The following is a 22074-nucleotide window of genomic DNA, read 5'->3' on the forward strand; positions in this document are numbered from 1 at the left end:
GAAGGTTTGCCGGGAAGCTCGCGGCGTCCGGTGCGGTGCATCGCAAGGCGGAGCGTCACCCGCGTACTGGATGTACTCGGCTGATGCGACAACGCCGCGAGGTGCCGTGCCGGGCGTCGCGAGCCGGTGAACCTTTCCGGTCACAGCACTTGCCCGCTCGAACCCAGGGAGCGGATCAGCCTGCTCCACCCGGGAGTTGCGTCGGACGGCGAGCTCGGTGCGGGCGGGGGATCAGCGGAGGACTGCCGGCGCCCGAGTCGGAGTTGGCGGCCTCGACCGCCCGGGCGACCAGGTCGTGATCGGGCGACAGATAACAGACCGGGTCGGTGCGGGCGGCGTCACCGGTGAGCAGGAACGCCTGGCAGCGGCACCCGCCGAAGTCGAGCTCCCGCCGGGGGCAGCTCCGGCAGGGCTCCGGCATCCAGTCGGTCCCCCGGAACGCGGTCATCACCGGAGCCTCGGTCCAGATCCGCTCCAGCGGGTCCTCCCGCACACTGGCCCGCGGCAACGGCAGGGGCTGGGCGGCCGGGCAGGGCAGGACGTCACCGTTCGGCGTCACGGTCAGCTGCCGGGAGGCCCAGCCGCCCATGCACGGCTTCGGGTAGCGGCTGTAGTAGTCGGGGATGACGTAGATGACGTCCATGCGGTCCCGCAACCGCTCGCGGGCGGCCCGTACGACTGCCTCGGCCGCCTCGAGCTGGGCCCGGCTCGGGAGCAGCGCGTCACGGTTCCGCCAGCCCCAGCCGTAGTACTGGGTGTTGGCCAGCTCCACCCGGTCGGCGCCCAGCTCCTCGGCCAGCCCGAGCACGTCGGCGACGTGGTCGATGTTGTACCGGTGCAGCACCACGTTCATGGTGAGCGGCCAGCCCAGCTCCTTGACCAGGCCCATCGCCTCGATCTTGCGCTGGAAGGACGGGACCCCGGCGATCCGGTCGGACACGGTCGGCTCGTCCGCCTGGATGCTGATCTGCACGTGGTCCAGACCGGCCGCCCGCAACTGGTCGGCCTTCGGGCGCGAGAGCCCGAGGGCGCTGGTCACGAGGTTGGTGTAGAGGCCCAGGCCGTGGGCGTCCGCCACGATCTCCACCAGATCGCGCCGCAGCAGCGGTTCCCCGCCGGACAGGTGGCACTGCAGAACCCCCAGGTCACCGGCCTCGGCCAGCACCCGCCGCCACTCGTCGGTGGTCAGCTCGTCCTGGAAGTCGGCCATGTTCAGCGGATTGGAGCAGTACGGGCAGGCCAGGGGGCAGCGGTAGGTGAGCTCGGCGAGCAGTCCGAACGGGCTATCCATCGTCGAGCTCCACCCAGCGCCGGGCGACGAGCCGGGTCAGGTACTGCCGCACCTCGTCGTCGGGGACGGTCTGGTAGCGGGTGCCCAGCTCGGTCACGATCTGGGCCACGGTGTGCCGCCCGTCGCACAGCGCGAGGATGTCCGCGCCGGTGTCGTTGAGCACCACCACCGTCTCGGGGTTGAGCAGGATCTGACGCTGCCTGGTCCGGCAGAAGGTCAGCCGGACATGGGGCGCCAACCGGGGCCGGTCCGAGGCGGACACTTCGACGCCGGGTCGGGTCCTGGCACCGGTCCGGGTGGTTCCGGTATGGGTCGGGTTCATGGTGGTCACTCCGGATAGGCCTGGTCGATGGCGTCCAACTGGCTCCACAGGACGTCACACTTGAACGACAGCGCGTCGACGGCGCGCGCCTGGGACTCGGCGGAGAGGCAGTGCGTGGTGACCACCTCGAGCGCGTGCTCGCAGTCGCGGGGGGCCTGCTCGAGGCGGGCGCGGAAGTAGGCGAGGCCCTCGGGGTCGATCCACGGGTACCACCGCTCGAACCCGGCCAGCCGCGCCGCCATCAGGTCGGGGGCGAACAGTTCGGTGAGCGAGGACGCCACCGCTTCCACCCATGGGCGGGTCCGGGCGAAGTTCACGTAGGCGTCGACGGCGAACCGCACCCCGGGTACCAGATGCCGGTGGTCCCGGATCTCCTCGCGGGTCAGCCCGGTGGCCTCGCCGAGGCGCAGCCACGCCTCGATGCCGCCCTCGCCGGCGGCGGTGCCGTCGTGGTCGACGATCCGTCGGATCCAGCGGCGGCGGACCTCGAGGTCGGGGCAGTTGGAAAGGATCGCGGCGTCCTTGCGGGGGATGTTCTCCTGGTAGTAGAAGCGGTTGGCCACCCAGCCCCGGATCTGCCGGCGGCTCAGCCGGCCGGCGTTCATCCGGACGTGGAACGGGTGCTGGTCGTGGTACCGCCGCGAGTGGGCCCGCAACGCCTCGACGAAGTCGGCGGCGCCGGTTCTCGTGGTCGTCGTCATGGCCCTACACCTGGACCTCGAGGCCGTCCATGGCCACCTCCATGCCGTACTCGTCCAGGACGCGCCGCTCGGGCGCGTCCTCCAGGAGGATCGGGTTGGTGTTGTTCATGTGCACGAAGACCGTCCGCCCCACGCGCAGCGACCGGAGCTGCGCCAGGCTGCCGTCCGGGCCGTCGATGGGCAGGTGGCCCATCTCCCGTGAGGTCTTGCCGGCCAGTCCGAGCCGTACGAGTTCGTCGTCGCGCCAGCAGGTCCCGTCGATGAGCAGGCATGCGCAGCCCTCGATCTCCGTGCGCAGCTCCGGCGTCAGCGATTGCACCCCTGGCAGATACACCAGCGTGCCCCCGCTGCGCTCGTCGGTCAGCCGGTAGCCCACGACGCGGCCGTGGTCCACCCCGGCCGCGAATCGGGCGCGCTTGTCGGTGGGCGCGTCGAACGCCCGGCAGGACAGTCCGTCCGCGAGGACGAGGTCGGTGCCGGGGATCACGGCCCGCCACTGGACCGGACAGTAGCGCTCGAGCGTGCTCAGAATCCCCGAGCCGCCGGCGCCCAGGGTCTTGTGCACCGCCGGCGTGGCGTACAGCCGCAGGGCGCGGGCCTCACGCAGCAGAAGAAGGCCCAGCGTGTGGTCCAGCTCGGCGTCGGTGAGCAGCACCGCCTCCAGCGGTGTCGTCCGGTCGTCCTGCGGATGCAGGCCGGGGGAGGCCTCGATCTGCGTGCGGACGTCGGGCGAGGCGTTGATGAGGAACCAGCGGCGGCGGTCGGCGCTGACAGCGACCGAGGACTGGGTGCGTGCGAGGCCGGCCCGGGAGCGGACCGCGGCGCACACCGGGCAGCCGCAGTTCCACTGCGGGGAGCCGCCCCCCGCAGCCGAGCCCAGTACTCGCAGCAACACGCCGGCACTCCCTTCATCGCAGATGCCGGGGGCGCCGGACCATCCGGGTCCGGCGCCGTCCCGCGTCCCCTAGTCCTCCAACCGAGCGACGTACATGGTCACCTCTGCCGCGACCACGATCTCGTCGAACTCGGGCGTCTCCCACACAGCCAGCTGATTTTCCATGGATTCACCTCCTCTGCCCGGATCACGGCGGGCTTCGGTCACTCCGTCACGACGTTTCCGGGAGGGCGAAGACGAGCAGGGCGCTTCCGTGCCCCGCGCCGAGCATGCCGGGGAGGAATCCCTCGGCCCATCCGCCCCAACCGACCGGCACGGCGATGTACTGCCTGCCGTCGACCATGTAGGTGGTCGGACTGCTGTGGTGGCCGCTTCCGCACTGGAACTGCCACAACTTCTCCCCGGTGCGGGCGTCGAACGCGTTGAACTCCCCGGAGGGCTCACCGGCGAACACCAGATCACCGCCGGTGGCCAGGACCGAGGCGCACATCGGGAGTTCGTTGCGCCAGCGCCACTTCTCCTCGCCGTTGGCGTCGAACGCGCTGATGGACCCGGCCATGTCCTCGATGTCCACCTGAACGCCCGCGCCCCAGTACGGAATGCTCTCCTTGAACTCCCGGCGCCGCCGGGTGGCCGTGGCCCCGGTGTCCTGGACCGGGACGTAGAAGAGCTCGGTCTTCGGGCTGTAGGCCGCATGGGTCCATTCCTTGGCGCCGGCCGGACCCGGGTAGAAGTGGACCGGTTCTCCCTCCTTGTCGGGGTACACCTTGGCCGTCACCTGGCCGTCCCCCGTGATCGCCCCCCAGGTGATGCGGTCCACGAAGGGGGTGATCCGGACCCTCGCGCCGTTCGTGCGATCAAGGACGAAGAAGTAGCCGTTCTTGTCGAAGTGGCCGAGCAGTTTGCGCCCGTCCTGCTCGAACAGGATGCACTCGGCGATGCTGTCGTAGTCCCATACGTCGTGCGGAGTGCACTGGTAGTGCCAGCGGATCTGACCGCTGTCCACGTCGACGGCGATGATGCTGTCGGTGAAGAGGTTGTCGCCCTCGCGGACGCCTCCGTCGAAGTCGGGCGCCGGGTTGCCGGTGCCGACGTACAACAGGTTCGTCTCCGGGTCGAAGGTGCCGGTGAGCCAGCAGTTCGCTCCGCCCCGTGCCCAGGCCTCGCCGTCTGCGGGCCAGGTCTCCGAGCCGGGCTCCCCGGGCTTCGGCACCGTGTAGCAGCGCCACTGGTGCTCGCCGGTCTCGAGGTCGAACGCGTCGAGGTGGCCGCGTACGCCGAACTCGCCGCCGGAACTCCCCACGATGACCATGTTCTTCACGACCAGCGGAGCGAGCGTGGCGCTCTCCCCGGCGCGGACGTCTCCGTACGTCTTCTCCCAGACCTGCTTGCCGGTGGTGGCGTCGAGCGCGAGCATACGGGCATTGGCCGTGACGAAGAAGACCTTTCCCTGCGCGACGGCGACCCCACGGTTGACGTTCCCGCAGCACAAGGACACGTCGAACGGGACCGCATGCTTGTACCGCCAGATCTCCGTACCCGTCTTCGCGTCGAGGGCCCAGACCCAGCCGTCCCAGCCGGAGAGGAACATGACCCCGTCCACGACGACCGGGGCGGCCTCGAACGAGTAGGTCGACGCGCCCGCGATCAGGCCGGTCGTGCCGGCCTGGAAGACCCATGCGGGGCCGATGCGCTTGACGTTCTCCGTGTTGATCTGATCCAGGGGGCTGTACCGCTGCCCGTCGTAGGCACCGTAGTAGGTGAGCCAGTTCTGGGGTTCCTCGCGAGCGTTGAGAAGGCGCTCGTAGGTGACTCCGGCCACCACCGGGGGCGCGACGTCCCCGCCCGCGACCTTGCCGCTCAGAGACCCCTGGTCGACGGCCTCACCCGCGTCGACGTAGTCGGCGTAGTCGACGGTCATTTTCCTCCACCTCCCACTTCTTCCTACGGCCGCGGCTGTTCGGGACGATCGAGGCGGGCCTCCGGCGGTGCGTCCCCCAGGACGACGATGGCCCCGGTCAGCCCCCGGCCCTCGTCGTTGCCCGTGGGCGAGCCGAACCAGTAGTAGCCCGGACCGTCGAGGTTGAGGTGCGCGTGTCCGTGCGAATGGTTCACCAGCCAGATGAACTTCCGGTCGCCATTGCTCGGCAGCAGCGCGCAGTGCGTGTTCATGTCGTCATTGACGAGCTCGAGCTCGATATCGCCCCCATGGGGCATGACCAGAATGGAGGGATCCCAGGTCAGCTCATCCGGGTTGATGCGAATGGTGGCCTCCATGCGGCCGTCCGATTTCACGGTGGCCTGCCCGACACTTCCGGTTCCCAGCACCTGACCCAGTGCTGCCTTGTTCTGTGCGGCCAACCCCATCTTGTCCAGCAGTTCGGATCGCTCCCGCGCGGTCGTCATCGGAGCCTCACTCTCCTCGTCCCGCATCTGTGCTCGGCAAAAATGTTCTCCGAATTCACTTCGAAGAATTAATCTTTTGAATCGCACCGGGAAAGGTGAGAAATTGATGGTCAGAAAACACGCTACGCCCGACAGGGCTGAGCGCCAGATCGGGCCCGGCTCATGCCGTTCGTCCGTGACCAGCCACCGTTCGTACCCGATGTGCCACCGTTAGGAGGAGCCCGGCCGTACGGCACCACCTCGCGCCGGGGCCGGCAGGATCAAGCGAGGTCGTATCGATCGAGGTTCATGACCTTGTCCCACGCGGCCACGAAGTCCCGCACGAACTTCTCCCGTGCGTCGTCGCTCGCGTAGACCTCGGCCACGGCACGCAGCTCGGAGTTCGAGCCGAAGACGAGGTCGACGCGGCTGCCGGTCCACTTGACCTCGCCGGTGGCACGGTCGCGGCCCTCGAAGGTCTCCGCGGTCGCGGATGTCGGCTTCCATGCCGTGGCCGTGTCGAGCAGATTCACGAAGAAGTCGTTGGTCAGCGCCCCGGGCACCGCGGTGAAGACGCCCAGCGGCGATTGCCGGTGGTTGGCGCCCAGCACGCGCAGCCCACCCACGAGCACGGTCATCTCGGGCGCGCTCAGGTTCAGCAGGTTCGCGCGGTCGACGAGCAGGTGCTCCGACGGCAGCCGGGTGCCCTTGCCGCGGTAGTTGCGGAACCCGTCGGCGGTCGGCTCGAGCGCGGCGAAGGACTCCGCGTCGGTCCACTCCTGGGTGGCGTCCGTGCGCCCGGGGACGAAGGGGACCTGGACGTCGTGGCCGGCCGTCCTGGCGGCCTGCTCGACGGCGGCGGTTCCACCGAGCACGATGAGGTCGGCCAGCGAGATCTTCTTGCCCCCGCGCTGGGAGCTGTTGAAGGACTCCTGGATCTCCTCCAGGGTGTGCAGCACCCGGGCCAGTGTGCCGGGCTCGTTGACCTCCCAGCCCCGCTGCGGCTCGAGCCGGATGCGCGCGCCGTTCGCCCCGCCGCGCTTGTCGCTGACGCGGAACGTCGAGGCCGACGCCCACGCGGTCGAGACGAGCTGGGAGACCGACAGCCCGGAGGCGAGGATCCGGCGCTTGAGCGCGGCGATGTCCGCCGCCCCGACGAGCTCGTGGTCCACAGCGGGGATCGGATCCTGCCAGATCAGCGGCTCACGGGGGACCAGCGGGCCGAGGTAACGCTGGATCGGGCCCATGTCGAGGTGCGTCAGCTTGAACCATGCCCGGGCGAAGGCGTCCGCGAGCTGGTCCGGGTTCTCCAGGAAGCGCCGCGAGATCGGCTCGTAGACCGGGTCCGACCGCAGCGCGAGGTCCGTCGTCAGAATCGTCGGGGCGTGTGTCGTCGAGGGGTCGTGGGCGTCCGGCACGGTACCGGCCCCGCCGCCGTCCTTCGGGATCCACTGCCACAGACCGGCGGGGCTCAGCTCCAGGTCCCACTCGTAGCCGAACAGGGTCTCGAAGAAGCTGTTGTCCCAGCTCGTCGGGGTGGGTGTCCACGTACCCTCGAGCCCGCTGGAGATGGCGTCCCTGCCCTTTCCGGTGCCGTAGCTGCTCCTCCAGCCCAGGCCCTGCTCCTCGAGGGGGGCGCCCTCGGGCTCGGGGCCGAGGCAGGTGTCCGGGGCGGCCGCGCCGTGGGTCTTGCCGAAGGTGTGGCCACCCGCGATCAGAGCGACGGTCTCCTCGTCGTTCATCCCCATGCGCCGGAACGTCTCGCGGATGTCCCGGGCCGCCATCAGCGGGTCCGGGACCGTGTTCGGTCCCTCCGGGTTGACGTAGATGAGGCCCATCTGGACGGCGGCCAGAGGGTTCGCCAGCTCCCGGACTCCGCCGTGGCGGGCGTTGCCGAGCCAGACCCGCTCGGGACCCCAGTAGACGTCCTCTTCGGGCTCCCAGACGTCCGCGCGGCCGCCGGCGAAGCCGAAGGTCGTGAAGCCCATCGTCTCCAGGGCGCGGTTGCCCGCGAAGACCATCAGGTCGGCCCAGGAGATCTTGCGGCCGTACTTCTTCTTCACCGGCCAGAGCAGCCGGCGCGCCTTGTCGAGGTTGCGGTTGTCCGGCCAGCTGTTCAGCGGCGCGAAACGCTGCATGCCGGCGCCCGCGCCACCGCGGCCGTCGTCGATGCGGTACGTGCCCGCGCCGTGCCACACCATCCGGATCACGAGCGGCCCGTAGTGGCCGAAGTCGGCCGGCCACCACTCCTGCGACGTCGTCAGCACCTCGTCGACGTCCCGCGCCACGGCGTCCAGGTCGAGCGTCCGGAACTCCGCGGCGTAGTCGAAGTCCTCACCCATGGGGTCGGTCATGGCGGGGTGTTTCCGGAGGATCGTCAGGTCGAGCCGGTTCGGCCACCAGTCGCGATTGCTCGCGCTCCCCGTCGGGCGACTGCGGTGACCGGCCGAGCCGGAGAGGCCGAGACCACCCGCGCTCCCGGCGTTCGTCCCGTCGGCAACGGCGTCCGGACTGTGAGACACGGGAACTTTTCCTTCCGCTGACAGATGTTGTGCAAAGGAACTCAGATGTCCAGCGCGCGACGTACGGCCGGCGCGTTCCGCCGGGAAACCGGCACCATCTCCTTCTCGCGGTCGTCCATGACCAGGGACAGCTCGCCCCTGAGCCCGCGTTCGATCTCCCGGATGCGGCTGAGGTTGACCACGTACCGGCGGTGCACCCGCAGGAAGCCCGCATCCGCCAGCTCGCCGTCGAGCTTGTCCAGGCTCAGAGAGGCGGCTCGCAAGCGCCCCTGATCGGTGGAGAGCCACACGTCATTGCCCTGCGATTCAGCGAAGGAGACTTCCGGCAGCCGCAGCAGCACCAGCCGGTTGTCGCGCGTCGCGACCAGTCGGCGCGGCGGCACCCGGGGGTGCGCGGACACCTCCGCCTGGGGCACCTGTGCGCCGTCGGAGGCACCGAACGAGACCAGGTTCCCGATCAGGTGTCCGGACGAGAAGACAGGCCGGATGCTGATGGATATCGGCTCGTCGGCGAGGTGGGCGAAGATCTGCGTCGAGCCGACCCAGTCGCGGTTGTGGGCTGCCTGCCCAGCGGCATACCGGGCGGCCGTGATCAGTTCCGGCAGTCCGGGGTTCCATCGCAGCGTGGGGTAGACCGCCGGGGTGTTCGCCGGGACGCCGAGGAGCACACTTGCCATGTCGTCGGCGATCACCACCTTGCCCGCGGCGTCCACCGCGGCGAGCGCCGTGCTCGAACGTGCTCTGGCCTGGGCGTAGGCCGCGACCAACTCGGCACCGCTGTCCCGGGCGCGCCTCTTGAGCGGGTACTGGGCCATGGTGGCCGTGTTCGCCAGCCAGCTTTCCGCCGACGCGGGGAGCCCGCTGCGCCAGCAGCCGATGTTCAGGACCGCGATCGGTTCCCTGGTCACCACGTCACGCACCGCTATACCCGCGCAGGCCCAGTCATGGAACGCCTGGCACCAGTGCTCCGCGCCCTTGATCGGTACCGGGCCGTGCGCCTCGAGCGCCGTGCCCATGCCGTTCGTGCCGACCGCGCACTCGGACCAGCAGAACCAGGGCGCCAGATTGGAGTCACTGGCTCTGGCGAGCGTGGCTTGATCACCCCACTCGGCCAGGATCCGGCCCGTCGCATCGGTGACGGTGACGATGCCGCCGACGCTGCCCACTTCGTGTGCCACGGAGGCGGCACGAAAACCCAGCTCGGCGAATACGACGTCGTGCTCGGGCGTGTGGTCGAGCTCCGCGACGGCTACCGGAGCCTGCGTGAGGTGGGGATCGACCCGGTACTGCTCTCGGCAGCGATGCCAGGAGATCGCCACCAGGGGCCGGACACCCGGTATGTGGTCCTCGCCCTGCACGAACCGTTCCCACGCGGCGAGCACGGTGCCGCTTCCCGGGTTCGCCGGGATGGGTTCAAGCCGATGTGCATCTCTCATGGTTCAGAACCGCCCTTGGTCCATCCCCAACGCCCGACGGCGTGCACGGGGCCCGCGCCGGTCGCCGCTCGTCGCGGCCTGGCCTACAGCGGACTGGGCACTGTCGCGCGTCTTCCTGCTTCGTCACTCGCCCCAGGCTGTGTCACAGACCTGCATCCCCCCACCCTAGGTTGCGGGTGGCGATAAATCATCCGCCCAGGCGGGCGCCGCGGGGCGCCGCTGCAGGTACTCGCGGTGCTCGAATACGCCTCCGGGCCAGGTTGTTCTCGCAGCTCAGGGGCCGCAGCCGGCGGCCCGCCCAAAGCCGGAAAACGGTACCAGGCGCAAGTGCCGAGTGGCCGGACGTCCCGGACAGACCGTCTTCCCTCGTTCTCGCTGCGGCAGCTGCACGTGTTCGTCGCCATCGCCGAGACCGGGGCGATCAGCCGGGCCGCCGAGCGGCTGCTCGTCTCGCAGTCGTCGGTGTCGCTGGCGCTGACGGAGCTGGAGCGCACCCTGCGCACCACACTCTGCGTGCGGCGACGCGCACACGGCGTACAACTCACGCCCGCGGGGGAGGCCGTACTCACGCATGCGCGTCTGCTCCTGCGGCGCCGGTCGAACCGGTGAAGGAGATGACGCGCACCCGCGGGTCCTCGACAAGGGCATTGCCCGCGTCGGCCCCGCCGGGCAGCACGGTGAGCACGCCCTCGGGCAGTCCGGCCTCCTCGAAGATCCGGGCCGGCGCGACACCACCGCTGACAGCGGTGCGCGGATCCGGCTTGAGGATCACGGCGTTGCCGAGCGCGAGCGCCGGGGCGACGGAGCGGATCGACAGGATCAGCGGGAAGTTGAACGGGGCGATGACGCCCACGACACCGGCCGGGACGCGCTCGGCCATCGACAGGCGCGGCTGCTCGCTCGCGAGAAGCTCTCCGTACGGGCGCGAGGGCAGCGCGGCCGCCTCGTAGCACTCCTGGGCGGCGGCGTGCGTCTCCATCTGCGCCTTCGGGGTGAGCGATCCGGCCTCCCGGACGATCCACCACTGGACGTCGGCGGCGTGCTCCTCCCACAGCTGTCCGGCGCGGCGCAGCACGTGCGCCCGTTGTGTGTACGGCAGTTCGGCCCATGCGCGCTGGGCCTCGGCGGCGCGGGCGGCGCCCCGGGCCACGTCGGAGGCGTCGGCCATGCCGATGCTGCCGAGGCTGCTGCCGGTGGCGGGCTCCGTCACGTCGAGCGTGCCCGCGCCGCCCTTGGTCCAGCCGTCGAGCCAGATCTTCCCGTGCCAGGCGCGCCCGCGCACCGTACCCTCGCGTACGTCGCCCCTCACGCCGCCCGCAGGGAAGGACCCGGCCACGATGACCCCCACCCGCCCGGCCACCGAGTGGCTCGCCGACGCCGTCCTCTACCAGATCTATCCGCAGAGCTTCGCCGACTCGAACGGCGACGGCATCGGCGACCTCGCCGGCATCGAGGCCAGACTGGACCATCTCGCCTGGCTCGGCGTCGACACCGTCTGGCTCAACCCGTGCTTCGCCTCACCGTTCCGAGACGCGGGCTACGACGTCGCCGACTACCTGACCGTTGCCCCGCGTTACGGCACCGACGACGACCTCGCCCGGCTCGCCGACGCTGCCGGGCACCGCGGCATCCGCGTCCTGCTCGATCTGGTGGCCGGGCACACGTCCGACCAGCACCCCTGGTTCACCGCGTCGGCGAACGACCCGTCCGACGACCGCTACATCTGGGCCGAACCAGGCCACCTCGCCGAACCGGCAGTTCCCCCGGCCGGCTTCGTGGCCTCGCCGGGCACCCGGCCCGGCTCCTATCTGCCGAACTTCTTCGACTCCCAGCCCGCCCTCAACTTCGGCTACGCCCGCACGAACGACGCCGAGCCCTGGCGGCTGCCCGTCGACGCCGACGGCCCGCGCACCAACCGGCAGGCGCTGCGCGACGTCATGGACCACTGGCTGGGCCTCGGCCTGTCCGGCTTCCGTGTCGACATGGCGGCCTCCCTGGTCAAGGACGACGACCCGGGCCAGGCACAGACCGTGGCGCTGTGGCGGGAACTGCGTGCCTGGCTGGACGCCACGCACCCGCACGCGGCCCTGCTCGCCGAGTGGGGCGACCCGGCGACCTCCGTCCCGGCGGGCTTCCACGCCGACTTCCTCCTGCAGTTCGGCCCGAAGGACGACGGTCTCGCGCTGCGCTCGCTGTGGAACAACTCCACGGGCACGGTCAACGAGGCGTGGGAGCCGCACGCCGCCTACTTCGACGCCGACGGCAAGGGCTCACCGCGTACGTTCCTCGACGACTGGCGTGCGGCGGCCGACGCGGTCGGCGACGCCGGGTTCGTCGCCGTGCCCAGTGCCAACCACGATTTCTCCCGGCTGGCCTGCGGCCCGCGCACCGCCGAACAACTGCCCGCCGCCTTCGTGTTCCTGCTCACCTGGCCCACGCTGCCCGCGATCTACTACGGCGACGAGATCGGCATGCGGTACGTGCCCGGTCTGCCCGACCATGAGGGCAGCAGGCTCGGCCCCCGCTACAACCGCGCGGGCTCCCGCACCCCCATGCAGTGGGACGACTCCCCCAATGCCGGCTTCTCCACCGCTTCCGCCGATCGCCTCTACCTCCCCCTCGACCCGGACCCGGGCCGCCCGACGGTCACGGCCCAACTCGCCGACGACGGCTCCCTGCTGCACCTGGTGCGCCGCCTGATCGCACTGCGCAAGGCCACCCCGGAGCTGGGCGCCAAGGGCGGCACGGAGGTCCTGCACGCCGACTACCCGCTGGTGTACGTCCGGGGTGGCCGCCACCTCGTGGTGGTCAACCCACGCCGGAACGCGGCGGAGACCGGCGCCCCGGTGGACGAGGCGGTTGTCCTGGAGGCGCGCGGTGTCACCGTGGCGGACGGGCGGATCCGGGCGGAGGGCTTCGGGTACGGCGTCTTCGAACTCTGAGCGGACGCGGTGCCGGTGGCGGTCACGGTCCAGGGCACCCCCAGTTGATACGCGATCACCCCTCGGCGCAGCCGCAGCTCGTCCTCGGTGTCACCCTCGCCGGCAACACCCGTGCCACGGACGGCCGTTGGCGGTCCGTCATCCTGGCCACGAGGAGTTCGACGGCCTCCTGCCCGAACCGCGCCATCGGCTGTCGTACGGTCGTCAGCGCCGGGCGCACCGTGCGGCCCAGCGGGATGCCGTCGAAGCCGGTCACGACCATGTCGTCCAGCACCCGGATGCCGGACGACGCCAGCGCATGCAGCGCGCCGACGGCCATCTGGTCGTTGGCGAGCGCCAGGCCCAGGGGGCGCGGACCGCCGGAGTGCTCATGGTGCTGCCGTGTTCCTCCTCGATCCGCCCTGCCCGGGGGCCCGCCTCGCCGTTCCGGCCGCCCCAGCCGACGGCGGTTTGCGGGGCCCGTCGTCATAGAATTGACATAAAAGGAGCTCCATTCCGCGAGGGGCACGATGGGTGCGTCTACCGATCACGGAGGGCACCGGGCATCCTTCTTCGGCGCCACGGCCGTCGCCGTGCTCGACATGGACGGCAACGTACTGCGGTGGTCCCGAACCGCGGCGGAACTGCTGGGGCGCACGGCCGACGAGGTCTGCGGTCACCCCGTCCACGACTTGCTGGCCGATCCTTCCGGCCACCCGTGCGGGACCGCACCGTATGAGACCGAGATTCCGGCGGCGGGCCGGGCACGCCTCAGGCGCGGTTCCGGCGGCTCGGTCGACGTCACCTTCCGGGCGCTGCGGCTGGATGTCTCCTCCGAAGTCCTCGTCCTGGCGGCACCCACCCAATGCGTGACGGAGTGGCAACAGAACGAATCGTTCCTGTGCTCGCTGTTCGCCCAGAACCGGATCGGGGTCAGTCTCCGCGACACGGATCTGACCCTCGTACGGACCAACATCACCCCGGAGATGTTCGGCGGACCGCCGCTGCCCATCGGCAGCCGCCTCCAGGAGATCATCTCGCCCGAGGACGCCGCGGCCGCCGAGTCGGCGCTGCGTCAGGTGCTGGAAACGGGCGTGCCGGTCCTCGGGAGGGTGCAGCGGATGCGTTCGCCGCTCGCCCCCGGACGGGAATGGCTGCTCTCCCAGTCGGCCTTCCGGATGGAGGACGCGCAGGGACACCCCACGGGCGTCGCCACAATGATCACCGACATCACCGAGCAGCAGCGGACCCGGCGCCAACTGGATCTGCTCCACGAGGCCTCCACGCGGATCGGCGGATCCCTGGACGTCGTCCGCACCACGCAGGACCTGGTGGACGTTCTCGTTCCCGCGGTGGGGGACATGGCGTGGGTGGAGCTCGCCGGAGCCGTGCTCGCCGGTGACGAACCCGCGAAGACCGTCGGCGGCGGCTGGCAGGACTGGCGCCGCAGTGCCGTGGCCACGTCGACCGGCGCGTGGCCGGCCGGTCTGCTGGAGTGCGGGGCGACGCTGCCTCCGGTGCCGGACACGCCCACTCTGCGCAGCCTGCAACACGGCACGGCCAGCAGGATCGACCGCGAGACCTTGATCGCCGCGATGGGTGACCCGCGCGCGGTCGAGCTGTACGTCCCGAAGGGCGGGCATTCCATGGTCGTGGCACCGTTGTACGCACGCGGCCTGGTACTCGGAGTCGTCACGGTCTGGCGCACCGACCAGCCGGAGCCCTTCACCGACGACGAGGTGAATCTGCTGGTGGAGATCACCTCTCGGGCCGCACTGAGCGTGGACAACGCCCGCCGCTACACCCGCGAGCACCGCGCGGCCGTCGCCCTCCAGCAGCGCCTGCTGCCCCGCGCCACCACCGAGACCTCGGCGGCGGAGACCGCCGGCATCTACCTGCCCGCGGGCGGCATGGCCGGAGTCAGCGGCGACTGGTACGACGTCATCCCCCTCCCCTCACTGCGGGTCGCCCTCGTCACCGGGGACGTCGCCGGGCACGGTCTGTCCGCCTCCGCCACCATGGGCCGCCTCCGTACCGCCATCCAGACGCTCGCCGACCTCGAGCTCGACCCCGCCGAACTCCTCACCCACGTCGAGGACCTCGTCCAGCGCGTCGCGGCCGAGGCGCCCCGCGGACAGCGGGACACCGTGGGTGCAGCCTGTCTGTACGCCGTCTACGACCCCGTCACCCGCCGCTGCACGCTGGCCAGCGCCGGCCACCCCCCGCCCGTGCTCGTCCGCCCCGACGGAACCGCCCGGTTCCTCGATGTCTCTCCCGGGCCCCCGCTGGGCGTGGGCGGCATGCCGTTCGAGGCGATGACTGTCGAACTGGAGCCCGGCAGCGTTCTCGCCCTGTACACCGACGGCCTGATCGAGCGCGACGCCGTCGACATCGAGGGCGGCGTCCGATGGCTGACGGACAATCTCGTCAAGCTCGCCCGTCCCGGCCGGGCCCTCGACGACATCGGACGCACACTGCTGGCCGACCTCGGCGGTCGGGCTCCCCGCGACGACATCGCGATCCTGCTCGCCCGCACCCGGGGCCTGCCCCCGGAGAACACCGCGAGCTGGGAGTTCCCCGCCGATCCGGCCGTCGTGGGCGACGCCCGCCGGGCCGCCACCGATCAGCTCGCCGCCTGGGGCCTGGACGAGCCCGTCTTCGCCACCGAGATCATCGTCAGCGAGCTGGTCACCAACGCTCTCCGCTACGCCGGTGGCCCGGTCGGGCTGCGCCTGATCCGCGACACCGCGCTCATCTGCGAGGTCACCGACCCGAGCAACACCCAGCCGCGCCTGGTCCGAGCCCGCTGGACCGACGAAGGAGGCCGCGGCCTGTACCTCGTCGCCCAGCTCACCAGCCGCTGGGGCAGCCGGTACGGCCGGCACGGAAAGACCATCTGGACCGAGCAGCGCCTCGCGCCGGAGGCGGGCCGCGCGGCTTGATCACCCTGGGACCGCGCTCCCGGAACGATCCGGTGGCTCCGACGCGCCGTCGCCCCGGCCCGCCGTCCCGTCCGGCAAGGCGCCCCGACCGGCCGAGGAAGCGCCGCCCCGGTCGCGGTAGACGCAGTCGGCCGGGTCAGCTGCGCGTAACCGGCAGCCGTGACCCGCAGGGTGTACCGGCGTCGGTGTCCGAAGGGCCTTGGGGCGCGGTGGCGGTGGCCGCTGCGGACGTGAACGGGGCGGCCCGGGCGGCCGGTTGGGCACTCAGGCTTGCGCAGGATCACAGAACACCCGGCTCCGGTCCTTTCCCGTCCGGTTCCTGCACGGGTGGTTCCAGCTTCAGCCAGCCTCGTTCGGCCGCGCGCAGAGCGATCTGGAACCGTGTTCTGGCACCCAGCGCGGCGCCGGCCTCGCTCACGTGCTTCTGGACCGTCCGACGGCTGATGTCGAGCACCCGGGCGATCGCGTCGTCCTTCATTCCGGTCGCCATGAGATCGAGGATGGCCTGCGTACGGTCGTCGATCCGTGTCGTCTCCCGGCTGCGACGGGGTACCGGCCAGTCCTCGCGGCTTTCCAGGGACACCGGCACCGCTTGCTCCCAGAGGTTCTCGAACAGGGCGACGAGAGCGCCGACGACTGCGGGCGAATGGACCACGAGTGATCCCGCCGACGGGCGGTCCTCGTGCAGGGGCAGAAGGGCGGTGGTGCGGTCGAACAGCACGAGTTTGACGGGGACTCGGGAGCTGAGCCGCAGCTCGCCGCCGTCCGCGCTGCCCCGAAGAGCCGTCTCCAGCGACACCGTGTCCGTGAAGCCCTCGGCGTCGTAGACCGACCGTAACCGTATGCCCGCTTGGAACTCCAGCCGGGCAGAACCCTGTTGAGGGACATCGTTGTCGGAGGGCCCGGTCACGTACGGCGGCTTGGCCAGGTGCAGCACTTCCCGCGTGCTGGCCTTGAGGAGATGCGTGTAGCGGGCGCTGACCTCCCCGGCGTCCTCGATGACCTCCACCAGGTGCTGCGGGCGCGCCGTGCTGTCGTAGATCTCGTGGAGCTGCTCCAGGTACCGTTCGGCGTCGGCCAGTTCGGCACGTCTGCGGGCCAGCAGGGAGCCCAGGGACGAGCGCGGTGGACCGGCCTTCCAGCGCGGGGGGCGGCCGCCGACGGGCATGGCCAGGAGCGCGTCCTCCAGGGACCGCAGCGCTCGGTCGACCTCGTCACGGGCCGCGCCGACCATCGTCGCCACCGTGGCGGCATCGGCGGAGGACTGGCCCACCAGGTATTCCAGGACACGTCCGGCGAGCCCGTCCAGCCCGATACCCGCCCACGGGCCGTCCGACATCACATCCATGCAGCCCGAACTCCTGTTGTATCGCCCATCTACGGTGAAGCGTACGTCAACGCCGCGCCCCGTGGAGCGAGAAGCGCATGTGCGCAATTGCACGAATCCACCGCGGCCGGACCCTGTTGCTCATGACGTGACACCGTCAACCTGAGCACGCTCCGTCGCTCCAGTCCCGACGAAGCGGCTGATCCGCGCCTCATCCTCGAAGGGCGTTGCATGTTCCCACGCCTCGGCAGAGCCGGACGGACGGCGCTTGCCGCCGTACTGCTCGCAGCCCTCGCCACCCCGATAGCCCACGCCGCGGGCGCTGCCACCTCGGCCGCGCCCCCCGCATCCGCATCCGTGCACTCCCTCACCCTCGACGACGGCTCAGTGGTGCACTGGTCCGACGACGGAACGGGCACCTTGACCCGCAAGGACGGCACCACCCGTGCCTTCCCCGTCCCCGGCACCCCAGGCCGCAGCGGTCTCGGCGAACCGATCTCCCCGACCGCCGCCCTCCTCCAACGCCGCGCCGACGCCCTGGATCTGACACCGTACGACGTGGGCACCGCGACCGGCGGGGCCGAATCCGCCGTCCGCCCGCAGACCATGAACTCGGGAGCCGTGCCCCTCCCGAAGAGCGTTCGCACGGCCGTCAAGGGCCCGGGCGGACAGGCCGACAAGCGCGTCGCCGCCCCGGACGGCCTGCCCGCCAACCAGGGCCTCGCGACGTCCTTCCAGTCGTACCTCAACTCCGGCGGAGTGAACGCTGTCGGCGCCTTCCAGGACACCGCGACCCAGCTCGACGCGCTGCCCGGCAAGGGCCAGATCGTCACCAACGTGTCCCTGGGCGACCTCACCGACCGGGGCATGGCCGACGCGGGCGACGGCTACGTGCGCGCCTACGGCCCCACCACCGTGCTCAAGGACGGCCGGCGCTATCTGGACTACCCGTCCCTGCCGCTCATCCCCACCTACACCAGCGACGCCAAGGGCCACCTCGACCCGGCCGGAGCCACCGAGGGCCAGGACCCCAACCTCGCCGAGGTGCTGCTGGACTTCTCGATGATGGCTCCGCTGCCGCACGACCGACAGCGCCCCGAGGCCACCGGCAGCGGCGTCACCGACCTGCTGGGCATCGCACCCGGCGCGCAGTACCGGCTGGTCGTCCCCGAGGAGGCGTCGGCCGAGGGCATCGCCACGGCGCTGCGTGCCGCGGCCGCCCAGAAGCCCCGCCCCGACGTCATCACCGCGAGCCTGGGCTTCGGCACCGACGGATCGATCGGCTTCCCCTCCCGCTGGCTCGAGGACGACCCGACGATCCGGGACACCCTGCGCTCCATCGTCGACTCGGGCATCGTCGTGGTCGTGTCCTCCAACGACGGCACACGCCTGGGACTTCCGGTCTCGGTGGGCCCGGACGGCGGCAGCACGCCGACGAACGTGACGTCGAAGACCGCCGCCCAGACCAGCATCGACGACGTCGCCCCGACCACCACCCCGTCGCTCGTCCGCGACACCGGAGTGATCGCCGCGGGCGGCACCACCGTCGACGACACCCTGACCTCGGACGACACCCGCACGGCGGTCTACCCGACGACCCGCTACAACGGCTCCGCGGGCTACTCCTCGGGCTTCGGCAGCCGCGTCGACCTGGCGGCGCCGGGCGACAACCTGCCGTCCCTGATCCACACCGCCGACGGTCCGAGCGTCGTCCTCAACGGTGGTACGTCCGCCTCGGCACCCATGATCGCCGCGGCCGCGGCCAATGTGCTGGCGGCGGCCGAGGCGACCGGACAGCGGCTCAGCCCGCGCCAGGTCCGCGACCTGCTCGTCGACACGGGCCGGCCGCTGGCCCGGCCGCCGCAGGCCGACCAGGACCTGCACATGGGCCCGCAGCTGGACGTGACCGCGGCCGTGGAGAAGGTCCTCTCCCGCGGCCACGCCGTCACCCCGTCCGCCGTACGGCTGTCCGTCGCGGAGCGCCAGCTCCTGTCCGTCACCCCCACCACCTCCTTCGTCGAGGCGACCGACCCGGACGCGATCGACCTGTCCGGTCCGGGGGGCACCGGCCAGAACGCGGTCTCACCGATCACGTTCGGGCTCGACCTCACCGGCGCCCACGACGGGCTGACGTACCGCCTGCGCGTCGACGGCAAGGGAACGACGATCCCGGCGACGGGGCCGAGCCTGCGCGTCCTGCCCCGCGAACTGCTCGACGCGGCCGGACTTCCGCTCGTCTCGTCCGAACCGCGCGGCGTGCGGGCCACGTTCGAGGCGCTCGACCACGGCAGAGTCGTCGCCTCGGCCTCCCGGACCCTCACGTTCAGCGCTTCCGACGGCAGGTACGTGCAGCCGCAGGCCCCGAGCACCCCCGGCTCCGCCCCGCTCGGCAAACCGGTCACCGTCCACTACGACCTCACCGGACTCCGCGACGCCACCGACCCGGAACTGGTGCTCTCCTCGGTCGGGCACTGGACCCCCTTCACCACCAGCGACAAGTTCCGCGCGCAGTGGCGCACCAGACTCACCGGCACCAAGGGCTCGGTGACCATCCCGGCCACCGCGTTCGCCCCCGGTGGCGCCGGTCTCTACGGCGTCGGGATCACCCTCTACGACGGCCAGGTGTTCGGCGACTTCCGGGCCCTGCGCGTCGGACCCGACGCGGACCAGCGGCCGTCGGCGCCGCTGCTGGGCCAAGGCGGCACGGCCACGGCGCACGCCGTCGAACTGACCCGCGCGGACGGCGGGTTGACGGTGTCGTGGGACACCCGTTCCGTACCGCACGCCGACGGCGCCGCGATCGAGTTCCTGACGCCCGCACCGACCCTGTACGGGGCCCTCAACACCGCGACCAACCAGAACGGCAGCGGCCGCGACGACAACGGTGTCGACCACGCCTCCACGCTGCTGCGACTCCTGCCGTCGGCCAAGGGGAGGACCGTTCTGGACCTCGAGTCCCTCGGCCTGCCCACCGGTCTGCAGTATCCGGTGCGCATCCTCGCCACGCGCGACGGCAAACCCGTCGGACAGGCGTCGCCCACGTCGTTCGTCCAGTACCTCGACGGCGACACGGTCTCCGGAGTCCTCGAGAACTTCGAGGTGAAGGACGGCACGGCCCTGCTCGCCACGGACGACTTCGCCGAGGGTGACGACGGCGGGATCTCCTTGCGAGGCGGAGCCGTCACGGCTTACTCGCTGGCCGACGGACGCCTCGGCAGGGAGGTGTCGCACGAGTCCGGCACCTCGATGATGCAGATGGTGGTGGGCGCCGACCCGTCGACGGGCCACACCCTCGTCGCGCACCGGCCGTTCGCCGGCGGTGTGCTGCCCGAGGTCGACCTGCGCGACACCGCGACGGGCACCGAGGTGCGGCTGAGCACCCTGGACCCGGGCACCGGTTCCACATCGGTCTACTATCAGGGCGGTGTCGTCGACCCGGCTCACCACCGGGCCGCCGTGCTGACGTTCGACGGGGTGACGGGCGTGGCGAATCTGTGGACCGTCGACATGACCACCGGCGAGGTCTCCCCACCGCTCCCGCTCAACCAGTCCAGCCCGGGACGCGCCTTCAGCAACGTCTCGGTGGACGCCTCGACCGGCACCTTCTTCGTCGCCACCACCGGCACTCTGGGCCCGTGCCTGTCCGGACGTGTCCCCTACGCGGCCGTGTCCGTCGACCCGGGCAGCCGGGAGGTGTCCCCGCTGACCACCATGCCGGCGTGCACCGCGGGTCTGCTGCCCGACGGAAAGGGAGACCGCGTCTACGTCGCCGCCGGAGCCGCCACCCCCAACTACGTCAGCGGCGAGTTCCCCACGAGCAGCTGGCGCTCCGCGGACCAGAAGACCCTGACCACGTCGACGCCGGCGGACCTGGGCACCAGGGGCGTCATGTGGCCGGTCCTCGACACCGAACACCATCTGGCCCTCGTGGCCAGCCTCTACGAGGAGGGAACCACGGGCGACAACAACGCCCTGAGTGAGATCACCGTCGTCGACCCGGACACCGGCGCGGTCCTCGCCCGGCACCCGATCGCCAACCTCGTGAACTCCACCCTGTCCACGTCCAATTTCGACTTCACCAGCCGCCGCGGCCTGTTCCTCGACCCCGGCACCCGCAGCGGGTACCTGGTCAACCCCTGGGCCGACGGCCTGGAGCGCTTCACCTATTGAGCCGTGGCGACACGGAACGCGGGTGACCGCCGCCTCCCCGGGGCGGCGGTCACCCGCGCGGTGTTCTCCGGCAGGGGTGTTCAGTAACTGAACTGCTGGATCTGCTGGTCGTTCGGGCCGTACGTCCAGCCGGTCCTCGTTCGCGGATCCAGCTGGACGGCGTTCTCGGCCCCGCCGTGGCCGCCGACGACGAAGCCGGTCAGCGTGCGGATCACCGCCCCGGATCCGAGGTCCACGACCGCCAGTTGGCCGGTGGCGTTGTTGTCCGGCACCCACATCCCCGCACCGAAGTACGGCTGGCCCTCCGGCGTCGGGTACGAGACGACGGCGATCCCGTGGACGCCGTCCACCGCGAGGGCGGAGGGCTTGCCCAACCGCACACTGACGACGTCGCCCGCCGCGCCCGTGGTCTCGTCGACCGGGGTGAGCACGCCCGTGGGTACGACGTTGACGCTGATCACGGTGGCCGAGAGGTTGAACAGCGACCCGGTACCGTCCGAGGCGATGCCATGGCTGCACCCGGAGGTGCTGCCGAGGCCGGTCACCGTGCGCGCGGTGAGATCGACCCGGGCCGGGGTGACACTGCCGAGGCAGTTGAACGGTCCGGCCGCCTTGGCCAGGAAGACGTCCCCGCTGCGGGTGTCGACGGTCAGCAGGCTGTAGGTGCCGGCGGCGACGCCGGCGGGGTCGGCCGGGATCGGCTCGCCCGCGGTGCCCGTGCCGAGGTCGACGGGCAGGACCAGGTCGGCGTTGCCGGAACCGTGCAGCAGCAGGGCGCCCTTGCCGTGCACGTCGTCCACCCGGCCGCTGACGTAGGTGTACTCGTCCGCGGGGAGTGTGGTGACGCCGGTCAGCGTGTCCGTACCGGTGTTCCACGTCTCCACCCGCACGTCACCGCCTTCCGCCCGGCGGTGCACCAGCAGGACGCGATCCGCGGTGGCGCCCACGACCTGGTACGACGCGCCGGAAGCCGGGTCCGAGGTGATGGCGTCGCCGTAGCGCCCGGTCGCCGTCGCGTAGTGGCGGACCTCTGCGCCACCGGAGGCCGTTTCGAGGGCCGCGACGGAGTGGGCAGAGGCTGTCGCACAACCTCGCCCTAACGGCGGTCAAGAGCGATTCGTTGTTCGATTCCAACCGTTGTGAAGGCTTTGGAATCTTGGTT

16 protein-coding genes and 1 pseudogene are annotated in these 22074 nt (G+C 71.1%); 4 read left to right on the plus strand and 13 right to left on the minus strand.

Annotation, left to right across the window (positions count from 1 at the left end; translation table 11 throughout):
* Nucleotides 1-175: 175 nt before the first annotated feature.
* The 9 genes from pqqE to IEZ19_RS41450 form a co-directional block, all read right to left on the minus strand.
* Nucleotides 176-1291: a pyrroloquinoline quinone biosynthesis protein PqqE gene (gene pqqE / locus IEZ19_RS41410; RefSeq protein ID WP_189316553.1), complete on the minus strand. Its 1116-nt coding sequence runs from the start codon at nt 1289-1291 to the stop codon at nt 176-178.
* A complete protein-coding gene (gene pqqD, locus IEZ19_RS41415) occupies nt 1284-1613 on the minus strand; it encodes a pyrroloquinoline quinone biosynthesis peptide chaperone PqqD (protein WP_189316554.1) in 330 nt (109 codons plus the stop codon). Before pqqD ends, pqqE begins: the two co-directional genes overlap by 8 nt.
* A gap of 5 nt (nt 1614-1618) precedes the next feature.
* Nucleotides 1619-2314 carry a pyrroloquinoline-quinone synthase PqqC gene (gene pqqC / locus IEZ19_RS41420; RefSeq protein ID WP_189316555.1) on the minus strand — a complete coding sequence of 232 codons (696 nt, stop codon included), beginning with the start codon at nt 2312-2314 and terminating at the stop codon, nt 1619-1621.
* Nucleotides 2315-2318: 4 nt separating this feature from the next.
* Entirely contained in the window at nt 2319-3209 is an 891-nt protein-coding gene (gene pqqB / locus IEZ19_RS41425; protein ID WP_189316556.1) for a pyrroloquinoline quinone biosynthesis protein PqqB, read from the minus strand.
* A gap of 69 nt (nt 3210-3278) precedes the next feature.
* Nucleotides 3279-3374, minus strand: a complete 96-nt coding sequence (pqqA, locus tag IEZ19_RS41430; RefSeq protein WP_189316557.1) for a pyrroloquinoline quinone precursor peptide PqqA — start codon at nt 3372-3374, stop codon at nt 3279-3281.
* Between the two features lie 46 nt (nt 3375-3420).
* On the minus strand, nt 3421-5130 hold the full coding sequence (locus tag IEZ19_RS41435) for a PQQ-dependent dehydrogenase, methanol/ethanol family (protein WP_189316558.1): 1710 nt from the start codon (nt 5128-5130) through the stop codon (nt 3421-3423).
* 23 nt (nt 5131-5153) lie between these two features.
* Nucleotides 5154-5615: an MSMEG_3727 family PQQ-associated protein gene (locus IEZ19_RS41440; RefSeq protein ID WP_189316559.1), complete on the minus strand. Its 462-nt coding sequence runs from the start codon at nt 5613-5615 to the stop codon at nt 5154-5156.
* 260 nt (nt 5616-5875) lie between these two features.
* The gene (gene katG, locus IEZ19_RS41445) at nt 5876-8116 is read right to left on the minus strand and encodes a catalase/peroxidase HPI (RefSeq protein WP_189316560.1); all 2241 of its coding nucleotides are present in this window, start codon (nt 8114-8116) and stop codon (nt 5876-5878) included.
* A 41-nt stretch (nt 8117-8157) separates the two neighbouring features.
* The gene (locus IEZ19_RS41450) at nt 8158-9552 is read right to left on the minus strand and encodes a DNA-binding protein (protein WP_189316561.1); all 1395 of its coding nucleotides are present in this window, start codon (nt 9550-9552) and stop codon (nt 8158-8160) included.
* A 327-nt stretch (nt 9553-9879) separates the two neighbouring features.
* Here IEZ19_RS41450 and IEZ19_RS41455 point away from each other — a divergent pair, with 327 nt between their 5' ends.
* Nucleotides 9880-10161: a LysR family transcriptional regulator gene (locus IEZ19_RS41455; protein WP_189316562.1), complete on the plus strand. Its 282-nt coding sequence runs from the start codon at nt 9880-9882 to the stop codon at nt 10159-10161.
* Here the strand turns inward: IEZ19_RS41455 and IEZ19_RS41460 are convergent.
* Nucleotides 10148-10834: pseudogene (locus tag IEZ19_RS41460) on the minus strand (aldehyde dehydrogenase family protein); the annotation flags it as partial. The gene IEZ19_RS41455 and the pseudogene IEZ19_RS41460 overlap by 14 nt on opposite strands.
* Before the next feature lie 55 nt (nt 10835-10889).
* Between IEZ19_RS41460 and IEZ19_RS41465 the strand changes: the two are divergent.
* On the plus strand, nt 10890-12494 hold the full coding sequence (locus IEZ19_RS41465; RefSeq protein WP_189316563.1) for an alpha-amylase family glycosyl hydrolase: 1605 nt from the start codon (nt 10890-10892) through the stop codon (nt 12492-12494).
* 55 nt (nt 12495-12549) lie between these two features.
* Here IEZ19_RS41465 and IEZ19_RS41470 read toward each other — a convergent pair whose 3' ends face one another.
* A complete protein-coding gene (locus tag IEZ19_RS41470; RefSeq protein ID WP_189316564.1) occupies nt 12550-12963 on the minus strand; it encodes a substrate-binding domain-containing protein in 414 nt (137 codons plus the stop codon).
* A 40-nt stretch (nt 12964-13003) separates the two neighbouring features.
* Between IEZ19_RS41470 and IEZ19_RS41475 the strand changes: the two genes are divergently transcribed.
* Nucleotides 13004-15415: a SpoIIE family protein phosphatase gene (locus IEZ19_RS41475; RefSeq protein ID WP_189316565.1), complete on the plus strand. Its 2412-nt coding sequence runs from the start codon at nt 13004-13006 to the stop codon at nt 15413-15415.
* Nucleotides 15416-15695: 280 nt separating this feature from the next.
* Here IEZ19_RS41475 and IEZ19_RS41480 read toward each other — a convergent pair whose 3' ends face one another.
* On the minus strand, nt 15696-16763 hold the full coding sequence (locus IEZ19_RS41480; protein WP_189316566.1) for a helix-turn-helix transcriptional regulator: 1068 nt from the start codon (nt 16761-16763) through the stop codon (nt 15696-15698).
* Nucleotides 16764-16973: 210 nt separating this feature from the next.
* Here IEZ19_RS41480 and IEZ19_RS41485 point away from each other — a divergent pair, with 210 nt between their 5' ends.
* Nucleotides 16974-20912: a S8 family serine peptidase gene (locus tag IEZ19_RS41485; RefSeq protein ID WP_189316567.1), complete on the plus strand. Its 3939-nt coding sequence runs from the start codon at nt 16974-16976 to the stop codon at nt 20910-20912.
* Between the two features lie 80 nt (nt 20913-20992).
* Here the strand turns inward: IEZ19_RS41485 and IEZ19_RS41490 are convergent, their stop codons facing one another.
* Entirely contained in the window at nt 20993-21859 is an 867-nt protein-coding gene (locus IEZ19_RS41490) for a hypothetical protein (protein ID WP_189316568.1), read from the minus strand.
* Between the last annotated feature and the right edge of the window lie 215 nt (nt 21860-22074).

The organism is Streptomyces brasiliensis (genome assembly GCF_014647875.1).
GTDB classification, from domain to species: domain Bacteria; phylum Actinomycetota; class Actinomycetes; order Streptomycetales; family Streptomycetaceae; genus Streptomyces; species Streptomyces brasiliensis.